Annotated in this window: 8 protein-coding genes and 2 pseudogenes; 9 read left to right on the top strand and 1 reads right to left on the bottom strand. The window is 40.4% G+C overall.

Annotated features, from left to right (window positions below):
* The first annotated feature begins 292 nt into the window (after window positions 1-292).
* The 9 genes and pseudogenes from tagH to tssB form a co-directional block, all read left to right on the top strand.
* Window positions 293-1,486: a type VI secretion system-associated FHA domain protein TagH gene (gene tagH / locus ACTS60_RS06140; RefSeq protein WP_440887514.1), complete on the top strand. Its 1,194-nt coding sequence runs from the start codon at window positions 293-295 to the stop codon at window positions 1,484-1,486.
* Between the two features lie 13 nt (window positions 1,487-1,499).
* A complete protein-coding gene (gene tssJ / locus ACTS60_RS06135) occupies window positions 1,500-1,949 on the top strand; it encodes a type VI secretion system lipoprotein TssJ (RefSeq protein ID WP_440887513.1) in 450 nt (149 codons plus the stop codon).
* A gap of 16 nt (window positions 1,950-1,965) precedes the next feature.
* Window positions 1,966-3,291, top strand: a complete 1,326-nt coding sequence (gene tssK / locus ACTS60_RS06130) for a type VI secretion system baseplate subunit TssK (RefSeq protein ID WP_440887512.1) — start codon at window positions 1,966-1,968, stop codon at window positions 3,289-3,291.
* Window positions 3,292-3,302: 11 nt separating this feature from the next.
* On the top strand, window positions 3,303-4,595 hold the full coding sequence (tssL, locus tag ACTS60_RS06125; RefSeq protein ID WP_440887511.1) for a type VI secretion system protein TssL, long form: 1,293 nt from the start codon (window positions 3,303-3,305) through the stop codon (window positions 4,593-4,595).
* A 17-nt stretch (window positions 4,596-4,612) separates the two neighbouring features.
* The gene (gene tssM / locus ACTS60_RS06120; RefSeq protein ID WP_440887510.1) at window positions 4,613-8,131 is read left to right on the top strand and encodes a type VI secretion system membrane subunit TssM; all 3,519 of its coding nucleotides are present in this window, start codon (window positions 4,613-4,615) and stop codon (window positions 8,129-8,131) included.
* Window positions 8,113-8,808: a type VI secretion system-associated protein TagF gene (gene tagF / locus ACTS60_RS06115; protein WP_440887509.1), complete on the top strand. Its 696-nt coding sequence runs from the start codon at window positions 8,113-8,115 to the stop codon at window positions 8,806-8,808. The genes tssM and tagF overlap by 19 nt, the downstream gene beginning before the upstream one ends.
* A gap of 4 nt (window positions 8,809-8,812) precedes the next feature.
* Window positions 8,813-9,604, top strand: a complete 792-nt coding sequence (locus tag ACTS60_RS06110) for a PP2C family protein-serine/threonine phosphatase (protein WP_440887508.1) — start codon at window positions 8,813-8,815, stop codon at window positions 9,602-9,604.
* Entirely contained in the window at window positions 9,601-10,731 is a 1,131-nt protein-coding gene (gene tssA, locus ACTS60_RS06105) for a type VI secretion system protein TssA (RefSeq protein ID WP_440887507.1), read from the top strand. The genes ACTS60_RS06110 and tssA overlap by 4 nt, the downstream gene beginning before the upstream one ends.
* A gap of 12 nt (window positions 10,732-10,743) precedes the next feature.
* Window positions 10,744-10,989, top strand: a pseudogene (tssB, locus tag ACTS60_RS06100) (type VI secretion system contractile sheath small subunit); the annotation flags it as partial.
* Between the two features lie 30 nt (window positions 10,990-11,019).
* On the opposite strand, the pseudogene ACTS60_RS06095 reads toward tssB, so the two are convergent.
* Window positions 11,020-11,130 (bottom strand): annotated as a pseudogene (locus ACTS60_RS06095) (IS30 family transposase); the annotation flags it as partial.

Raw genomic sequence — 11,130 nt, 5'->3', positions numbered from 1 at the left:
TGATGATTGGAATATATAAGTTACTGTCTACATAAAAATGATTAGATTTTTGTTTCTCGATTAAGCTAACACCAGAAAATTGACGCATGAAATCCAATGCGTCAAAACTTTGAACTCTGCTGTATTATTGCAGTAATCCAATATCCACTTATTGCTTTGGATGGAAAATGATTCATTATTCTTTCCGTGTATTTTGAAATTAAGATTACCTAAACTATTTACTTAATTGTAAATATGCTTATTGATTTAATTGTATTTTATTTTTGCTATGTAAATTGTCGGCGAGGTTTATTTGATGTTGCTTTTAAGCATTACAAGTTTTCACAAGTTTACGCCAGAGATTGAAACAGAATTTGGCTTTGATGAAGGAAGTGAACATGCTAAGGCTACGTTTGGCCGTTCAGAAGACTGTGATTGGGTCTTGCCAGACCCAGAACGAGTCGTGTCCGGCGTACACGGAGAGTTCGTCAAATTTGGTGACAAATTCTTAGTTCGAGATTTGTCTACTAATGGCATTTTCATCAATAATTCGGTAACCCCGATAGGGCAAGGAAACGAAGCTCATTTAAATGATGGCGATACGTTATCTTTAGGTGATTATCAAGTTACGGTAACAATCAGTTCTAATAGTGACTTTACATCAACTAGCCACGAACGTGTTGTGTCTGATAACAACCAAAAGACTCTCTTACCAGCGATTCAACCAGCTTTAGATGAGTTTGGCTTTAGTATGAGTATGTCAGAAGTAATGGAAACTGAGCCAGAAGAGACTCCACGTGAACAATTAGATATTGGTTTGACCGATGATTTCTTTGATGTAAACGAAGCTCATAAAAATGTCGATAAGAAGATAGAAGATGATGCAATATTAGATAATAGCTCGTTGATTAATAATGGAGAGTGCCGAGAGTTAAACGCTTTTATTGTCGGGCTTGGTATAAATCCCCAAATGATTCCTCAGAGCAACCGAGTTGGCTGGTATAAACAACTTGGAGAGTCATTTTCTCTGATGTTGCTCGGTCTGATGGAAACACTACACAAGAGGGCAGAGTTTAAGCAGAATAATCGTCTTAATCATACTGCATTTCAAAAACAGGAAAATAATCCACTAAAGTTCTCTGCTAATTTAGAAGATGCGATCCACAATTTATATAATAGACAAACATCAAGTTTTATGAGCCCCAACTCTGCTATCAGAGAAGCTTTTTTAGATATCGAAAAACATGAATATGCTTTGATGAAGGGGGTTGAAGGTTCAGTCCATGGTGTTATGTCATTAGTGGATCCCGAGTCAATTTCAACATCAAATCAAAACAATAGTTCGCTGTTTAGCAAGATAAATCCATCAAAGAAATATGTTGATAGTTGGCGGGATTTTCAAAATATCCACCGCCAGCTCTCTGATGAAATAGTCAGTAGTGATGTGCCATTTTATTTGGAAGACTTTGCTAAATATTATGAAGCATCACTTCGTGGGGATAGTTAGGAGAAAGACTAATATGTTACGCTTATCTTTAGTTTTGTTTTTATCAATGATTATGATTGGTTGTAGTGCTGCAAATTTCGTTGTAAAGCCTTATTCTGATTTAGAAATAAATTCAGCGCATAATATCAATCCGGACTCAAATGGAAGGCCGTCACCTGTCGTTTTTTATGTCTTTGAGCTTACGTCGGATACTATTTTTTCCAATCAGGATTTCTTTTCATTATACGAAAATCCGGAAAAAGTTCTTGGTCCTGATCTAGTTAATAAGTATGAACTTTCGCTGACCCCAGGGTCTGTAGAAAAATATCAATCGAGTATGAGCCCAGAAACAGAGTTCATTGGATTAGTTGCTGCTTTCAGAGATATTGAGAACTCTAATTGGCGACAAGTAATCAAAGTAGATAAAACTGGGTATAACACCTACGAAATCTTGATCGACGATTTATCACTAGTAGTAAAATAAATATTGGCAATTATTAATGACTGAATACTCTTTAACTGCATGGTGTGAGGGAATGTTCTTACGCCCGCAACATTTCCAACAGCAAGACCGGGCCTTGACCGCTGAATTTAGGGATTTAGCAAAGTACAGTTCTCCGTATTACTGGGGAGTATGGGACTTACATTTGTCAGAGGCAGCGCTGAAAGATGGTAAAGTTAGAATCGATTCTTTGACGGCTATTTTTCCGGATATGACTGTAGTTGATTGCCCAGCTAAGCATAAGTCTCCTAAATCAGTCTCCATAGATAAAGGTGTGGAGAACACTCTGCTTAAAATTGTATTGCCGGAATTAAATTATCAAGAGAAGAGTGTTCGTCATGATAGCGCGGAGGAGATTACACGGTTTTCTCTTGATGATGTCGATCTAGTTGACACAAATACAGGCTTGGATGAAGAAACCATTCAGGTTAAAGCGCTTAATCTTGAACTCAAGCTGTCGAATGAAAGATTAGCAGGCTATGTAGAGATCCCAATTTGTCGAATAAAAGAGGTGAGTCCTGAAGGCGAAGTCATTTTAGATAACGATTATATTCCACCGAGCCTGAATGTAATGAATAACTCTAAGCTAATAGAGTGTTTGGAAAATGTGACGGCAATGACCAAGATTCGAGCAGACTCTATCTCTCAAAGATTAGGTCAAGGTAAGGCGGCGTCTGCATCAGCCGTTGATTTCATCATGCTGCAGATGTTGAACAAATATGAAGCTAAGTTTCGTCATCTAAAGGAGTTGGATCACTTTTCAACGGTTAACTTTTCTATGTATTTACAGAGTTACCTTGGTGAATTGGCAACGTTTTCCAACAAATCCAAACGTATACCAAGTATCGAACAATACGATCATTTAGGGTTAGGGGGCTTCTTTAGTTCATTAAACCAAACAATAAGCCAGTACCTGAGTGTTGTTTTAGATCAAACTGCAACTAAGCTACCACTGGAGCCGAGGCAATATGGGATACAAGTTGCCCCCCTTCCTGATAAGAAGTTGCTAGAAAGTTGTCAATTCGTACTAGCGATCAAGGCGGACATTAATACTGAAGAAATTCGACGCCTTGTCCCTGGACAACTGAAGTTTGGTGCGGTGGAACAAATACGTGATCTTATCAATAACCAAATTAATGGTATTTCTGTCGCGCCTTTATCGGTTGTTCCTCGTCAAATCGCTTACCAAACAGGGTATGTTTACTTTGAAGTAATAAAGAAAGGACATTTCTGGACACGACTCAATGAGAGTGGAGGCTTGGCATTACATCTGTCTGGCAATTTCCCTAATGCTGAATTAGAGCTTTGGTGTATCAGCCAATAAGAGTATCTCGAATGGAACAAACAATTGTCAAGCCAAGCCCTGGGCGCAAGAAAGCAACAACGCCAAAGGCTAACGAGGGGGTATCTGACAGTACCATTGTACTAAGTTCAAACATTGAACATACCAACAATGACAGTGTCGTTGCCTATGGTAGCAACTTAGTACTTGCAGAGGCAAATGGGCTGCTGTCTATAGTTGCGCAGATCCGAGCAACGTCGACTCACTCAGATATCCACCACTTAAAGGAATCACTAGCTCAAAAGTTACGTGATTACGAAAATCGTTTACGTCAAAAGGAAGTGAGTCTAGAAACGATTGATGTCGCTCGCTATAGCCTTTGCTGCGTTATTGATGAAGCTGTCCTAAATACGAATTGGGGTGGGCAATCTGTTTGGAGTCATGATTCATTGCTTTCATCTTTCTATTCGTCTTCGAAAGGAGGGGAGGCATTCTATGAGAATCTCAATAAATGTATGAGTAGCGCAGAAAGCAACCTTGACTTGTTAGAGTTAATGTTTGTTTGTATGTCTCTTGGTTTTGTTGGCCAGTACCGCTTGGAACAGAATGGTTTAGAGTCACACAGAAGGTTGCGAAAACGAGTTACTACCATACTTAAGAATTTTGGACGATGTAATAATATTGAATGGGCCTATGACCCAAGTGAAGGTATTACAAATGGTTCTAGGTCAACAGAACGAGCTCCATTATGGGTGTTATGCTCTGTTACTGCTGCGGTTCTGGCGTGTATTTTTATGTACTTCAGCCATGACCTAAATTCGGCATCGAACAAAAGTTTCTCTAACCTAATGAACCTTGTTGCTAAAGAGCAATCGATTTTACTCACCTCTACGACTGTAAATACTAAGCCGATAGCAGAAAAAATTTCACTCTATCTTGCTACTGAAATCGAGAGAGGCATTGTTACTGTAGATTCATTACCGGATAGAGTAAGGATCAGAATTAAAGCTCAGAATCTATTTGAATCTGGAAGTGCAGACCTTGTTGAATACATTGACCCCATTATCTTTAAGATCGCTCGAACTTTGGAGTCAGTCGAAGGGAAAATAGTGATTACTGGGCACACTGATAACAAACCGATATTTACTAGCAAGTTTCCCTCGAATTGGCATTTATCTCTTGCAAGAGCGACGACTCTTACCGATAGACTTTTGGATAGTGGCTCTTTAGAAGGCAGGGTTATTCCTGAAGGGCTCGGTGATGCGAGACCTTTGGTAGAAAATACAAGCGAAGTAAATAGATCAATTAATCGTCGTATTGAAATTGATTTGCTATTAACCAAATAACGATTGGGATCATTAAAATGAGCATGAAAGAAGTTGGAAGGTTCTTTTCTCAAAGGTGGCTTATTGGCTTAATTGGAGTTTTTGCCTTCTCAATATTTATTTGGTTTGTTGGTCCACTTATTAGTATTGCATCTTACGAGCCCTTAAAAACTGACTTTCAACGCCTTATTGCTATTCTTCTATTAGTCCTTGTATGGGCTTTGGTTTCAATATTGAAGCAACATAAGCAGAAGGCCCAAGATGATGCGAGCATTCAAAACTTGTTAGAAGTAGACAGTCAATTTGATAAAGAGGCTGCATCTGAAATTGCTCTATTGCGTGAAAAAATAGAACAAGCGGTAAAAGTCGCTACTCACAGTCATAAAGGAAAAAGAAGCCTCTATAGTCTACCGTGGTACGTACTGATTGGACCTCCTGGAACGGGTAAGACGACAGTTCTCAAACAATCTGGATTAGAGTTCCCTTTAGCCACTTCTATGGGAGCGGAATCGGTTGCGGGTATAGGTGGTACTCGACATTGTGATTGGTGGTTTGCAAACAAAGCTGTGCTTATCGATACTGCTGGCCGATATACTACGCAGGATAGTCAAGCAGCTGTCGATTCAAAGGCGTGGCATGGTTTCCTCGGGTTACTAAAGAAGTATCGAACACAACGCCCTATCAATGGGTCGATTGTTACCGTTAGTTTGGCGAGTATCATGTCTCAGACACGCACAGAGAGAAGCTTGCATGCGCGTGCCATTAAATCTCGCTTGCAAGAACTCAAAAACCAACTCGGAATGCAGTTTCCAATTTATGTGTTACTTACTAAAGCAGATCTCGTTGCGGGATTTAACGAATTTTTTGCTGATATCACAAAGCAAGAACGTGAGGAACTTTTGGGGTTTATGTTTCCAACAGAAGTTGCTGATGAACGTGGCGCAATTGGTTTATTTAATAAGGAGTTCTATGGGCTATTAGAGCGTTTAGATAAGAGAATGCTGCGTATTTTAGAAACAGAAGATGACTTAGATAAACGTGCACTGATATTCGAATTTCCAAAACAGTTGAGAATGATGCAAGCGAACTTAGATGAGTTTTTGTCAGAAATTTTCGCTCAGAATAGTTTTGAAGAACCAGCAATGATACGTGGCGTTTTTGTTGTCAGTTCGGTTCAGGAGGGGGCTCCTGTAGACCGACTGATGCATGAATCTGCGAGCGGCTTAGGACTAAACCGACTAACACTAGAAATGACCAAAGGAGCATCACACAGCTTCTTCGTAAAAAGTTTGTTTGAAAAAGTCATTTTTAAAGAACAATGGCTAGGTAGTGTGAATAGACATTATCAAAAGCAAAATCAATGGCTAAGGAAAGGAGTACTTGTTGGTTGCCTTGGTCTGTTGATATGTGCATCGTCATTGTGGTTTTTTAGTTATCGTTGGAACTTAGATCTTATCAATGAAGTCAATCAACAAACCAGTGACATTGAGGTGATGATTAATGCTGGCGGGCTAGACTTTGAGCAAGATCTTATAAATGCAGTCGCGACACTCGATCAAATAATGATGCTTCCATTGGGCGTTGATAATCGCTATCCCGATTCACCGCCGTTCAACAAATTAGGTTTGTATCAAGGGGATAAAATTTCTCAGTCCGCTAACCAAGCCTATAAGGACGCACTATCATTTTACTTCTCAACGCTCCTTTCGAACGCTCTTATATCAGAGATGGATGAGAATAAGCATCATCGTGAGTACTTATACGAAACACTAAAAACATACTTAATGCTATTTCATGCAGACAAGTTCGACCTACAACAGGTTTCAAATTGGTTTGATTTTTATTTTCAGCGGGAATTCCCAGGGACGCTTAATGAATCACTACGAGAGCGATTAAATATTCATACGCATCAATTCCTTACAGCGAACGAACAGGGGTTGGTTTTTAACGAAGAATCCGTTAAAGACGCAAGGGATGTTCTAACCAAAATGTCGCTTCCGGAAAGAGCCTATCAACGTATGAAAATGCAATTTTCGAAGAGCCATGTTCCTTCGTTTCGACTTACGGATGTTCTAGGACCTAAAAGTTTAGAACAGTTTGAGAGACGGAGTGGAAAACCGCTCTCTCAAGGTATTCCCGGTTTTTACACTTATAACGGCTTTCATAGTGTTTTCCAAATCCAGCTGGGTCGAACAGTGAAAAGTTTGATGGAGGAAAACTGGGTCTATGGTGATGATCTCGAAGTAAGAAGCATTGATGAAAATGCTGCTCTTAAAGGAGTTCAACAAAGATATTATCAAGACTATGTCAATGAGTGGAAAGGGCTTATAGAAGATATTCAACTAAAACAAGCACCAACATTATCTATGGCTACTGAGCAAGCTCGAGTTTTAAGTAGTGTTGAGAGGCCGATAGAGTCCCTCTTACGAGCGATTCAAAAAGAAGTTGGTGTAACGAAAGTGACGTTAACTCAAAATCAGCAAGCGGCTTCAGAAGTTGCGGGTAAAGTTGCTAAAGTTAAGTTTTCGAATACTGCAGACAAGTTGGACCTTTACTTACCTGATGAAAGTGAGTTCGCTGTATCACTACCCGGAAAGGAAGTTGAAGTGCACTTTACTGATATTCTTCATTTGAGAGAGCAGGATTACAGCGATATTCAAGATGCTATGTTGAATCTTAGATCTTATCTCTCAGATTTATCTAGCTCGGGAAATAATCAGAAAATTGCATATAAGAGCATACTTGACGGCACTCTTACGCAAGAAGTTGCTTCTTCAATTGGTGCTGCAAAGGCTGTTTTGCCTAAGCCTTTTAATAAATGGTTAGGAGAGTTATCTCAAGAGTCAGTCAAGTTTGCGGAGTCTGGATCGAAAGATCACCTCAACAAATTATGGCAAACAAGAGTTGTTAAAACGTATAACCAGACTATTGCTGGAAGGTATCCTTTTAAGGCAAGTGCGGAAAAAGAAGTTCGTTTGAAAGATTTTAAGCGCTTCTTTGGGTATGGCGGCACTTTAGACGCTTTTTTTAACGAGTACTTAGAACCGTTCGTTGATACGTCTTCAGCGCGTTGGCGATTTGAAAAAGAGATCGGCGTGAAAACACAAACGTTACATGTTTTCCAGCGAGCGCAAAAAATTAGGCAATCATTCTTCGAGTTAGATAACTCGTTAAAAGTTGATTTTGGAATGAAGCCTGTCTATCTAGATCAGCACATAACTAGATTTGTGCTTGAACTTGGAAAGCAAGATTTAGTTTATAAGCATGGGCCAGCAAGAGCGAAAGAGCTGACTTGGCCATCGACGTCATCCCAAACTAGGATTGTGTTTACGCCTCCAGATTCTAAACGAGAGATATCACATACATACGAAGGTGAATGGGGCATCTTCAAACTATTAGATCAATCGCTAAAAGCCAGACCTGAGTCAAGAAACGACAATATCGTCATGATTGATTTAAAGGGAAATAAAGTACAACTCGAGTTAATTCCCAAAAGTGCTTTTAATCCGTTTTGGTCCAACGATATGGAGAGGTTTAGATGTCCGAAAACCTTATAACCGAGGGCTGGGGCTATATAGGTAAAATTCCCTCCAAGGGGGATTTTATCAAAGAGGGGGTGCCATCAGAGTTTGCATCGCAGTTTCATGATTGGCAACAAGCCGTCTTAGCAGTAAGTAGAGAGCAACTGAGTGATAGTTGGGTTGAATTATTCCTTAACGCTCCAATTTGGCATTTTGCTATAGATAAAAATTTTACAGGAGATGCAACCTATATAGGTACTTTGATTCCTAGTGTTGATGCTGCAGGACGCTATTTTCACTTCTCTGTATTAAGACCTGTACGTGGTCGAGCAATCGATTATTGGGAGAATCGGGCCTGGACCCAATTGACAGAACGCTTAGCTCTTGAAGTACTAGGAGATGATTTTTTGTTCGACCAATGGCATCAGCAGTTAAAAGAAATGGGTGAAGGATTAGATGGTATCGAAACTACTAGTCATAACGCAGAGATCGTTGACCCTAGTACAGCAAACCCTGTATTTCGGTTTTCTGATTCGTTCAATCAACGCGTACTACTAAATCACATCTTAGCTGCAACGACTAACCGGTCTTGTTTTTGGTGGACTGATGGGGCTGATGCAGTGGAGTCATCGATGGTTATTACAAATGGTTTTCCATCAATTGGTCAGTTTTCAGCGATGCTTGATGGAAACTGGAAGCTGTGGGGGTGGTAATAGAGTGAACTGGAATTATTTTACATTTGCGAAAAGCCATGCTGGCAAAGTAAGACCATATAACGAAGATGCTCTATTAGACATGACAGAGAAAAGAGTTTGGGTTGTTGCTGACGGGATGGGAGGGCACTGTGCCGGTGATATTGCCAGTCAGATGTTGGTCGATCATATAGAACGTCGTATTAATGATGATGAAATAAACAGTATTGATGATCTGAGATTTGCAATACAACAAGCAAACGCTGCTATTTATCGATACGCGCAATCAGAACTTGATGGTGCAACAATGGGGACGACTTTAACATTATTATTCATTAATGATGGTTATTTCCATTGCCTTTGGGTTGGAGATAGCCGCATCTATCTATTGAGGAACAATACTTTAACGCAAAAGACTCGTGATCATAGCCAAGTAATGGATCTAGTCGATCAAGGATTGTTGGCCTTAGAGGATGCAGAGTCACACCCTCTATCGAATGTAATAACTAGGGCTATTGGTGTTGATGAGTATGTCACGATTGACCAAGTGTCAGGGCAACTTGTAGATAGAGACCAATTTTTGCTTTGTAGTGATGGTTTAACGAAAGAACTAAGTGATCAAGAGATCAAAGCAACGCTACAAGCAGATACGGTTAATCAGGCTGGGTTAGCGCTACTGCATTCAGCCTTGGTTAGAGGGGCGAGTGACAATGTGACTTGTGCGATCGTAAAGGCACGTAGCGAGAAAGTTGAACTGGAAGTGGATGGGAATAATGATGCGACGATTCCTGTATTTATGAATGGAGACTCTAGATGATTAGCAATTCTCATTTATTTGATTGGTATGAGAGTGCTTTGGATCCAATCGAAGGGAGTTCTGCGACTGGAACGGATCCACGAGAAGATGTTTCACCACAGTCAACATATTATCGATTAAAAGACCAACGTATGCTTGCGCGAAATGAGGAACGTAATGCCATCATCGAGGAAGAATCCATATTACTTCACAGCGGATTGTGGCGAGTATTCTTGGAAGAGGTGCCTGACGTTTTATCGAATCAGGCAAAGGATCTTGAATTTGTTGCTTGGTTGATTGAAGCACTGACTCGATTGCACGGGTTCAGAGGGTTAGGGATCGGCTATGAGCTAGCAACTGAATTGGTTGGGGCATACTGGGATGGAATTTACCCAATGCCTGACGAAGATGGGATAGAGACGCGCATCTCACCACTTATTGGGTTAAATGGCATTGAGTCTGAAGGTACGCTTATATTTCCAATTGCTTCAATTCCCTTGACTGAGATGGGGGTGGATCAAGCGTTCGCCTATTGGGAGTATCAACAAGCCATAGATCTAGAACGATTAGATGAAGATAAGCGTCGTTACAAGATTGATGGAGGGGCGATTGAACTGGGTAAAATACTTGATACGGTAAAGACAACATCTGACGAGTTTTATAATAGCCTAATTGCAGATCTCGAATATGCAAAAACTTCCTTTGATAAGTTTACTGAAGCGTTAGATAACGCTGTTGGTGATGTAACACCTAGTTCTTATATCTCACAAAAACTTGAATCAATACTCTCGGCACTTAAACATGTGCTCGGGGGGCGGTTCCCAACTAAAAAGGGAGCGAAAGAAATCGTCGATGATGAATCCGAACAAGATTGCATTCTTGAAGAGAACGATAGTCAGGTAGAGCCCACGGAGTTGTTGGCAACTAATATGCGATCGAGAGAACAGGCAATTACTCAGTTACAGAGTGTCGCGGATTTTTTCCGTGAAACTGAACCTCACTCACCAGTTTCTTACACCATAGAGCAAGTGATTCGGTGGTGTGGAATGCCTCTGCCAGATTTACTGGCGGAACTAATATCCGATGGGGATGCAAAAAACAGCTATTTCCGTCTGGTTGGCATAGCAAATCAAAACAATGAAGGATAAAGGGAGAACGGTATGACGAGTATCCACTCGAAACTATCACGAGTAAGGAAGCCTCGTGTTCACATTACCTATGATGTTGAAACAGAGGGCGCAACGCTTAAAAAAGAGCTTCCTTTTGTTGTAGGAGTAATGGGAGATTTTGCTGGACAGAACACTTCAGAATTGAAGCCGCTTAAGGATCGCCGATTTATTCAAATTGACCGTGATAACTTTGATGACGTGCTAAAAAAGATGAGTCCATCTGTTCGGTTCAAGGTTCTTAGTATCAAGTTTGAAGTGCGACACTTTTTACAGATGCGCATGAATATACTCCGTTGGTGTCCTATACCCAAGTCTTTTGCGTGGGCGCGTATTTAATTTGTGTGCAATTTCATTGCAGAGCTTCTGTGTTACGTGTGA

It is taken from the genome of Vibrio sp. WZ-1 (genome assembly GCF_052037695.1).
Lineage (GTDB): Bacteria > Pseudomonadota > Gammaproteobacteria > Enterobacterales > Vibrionaceae > Vibrio.
The sequence above is the reverse complement of the archived record's forward strand: the minus strand, read 5'-3'. Positions and strand labels throughout refer to the sequence as shown.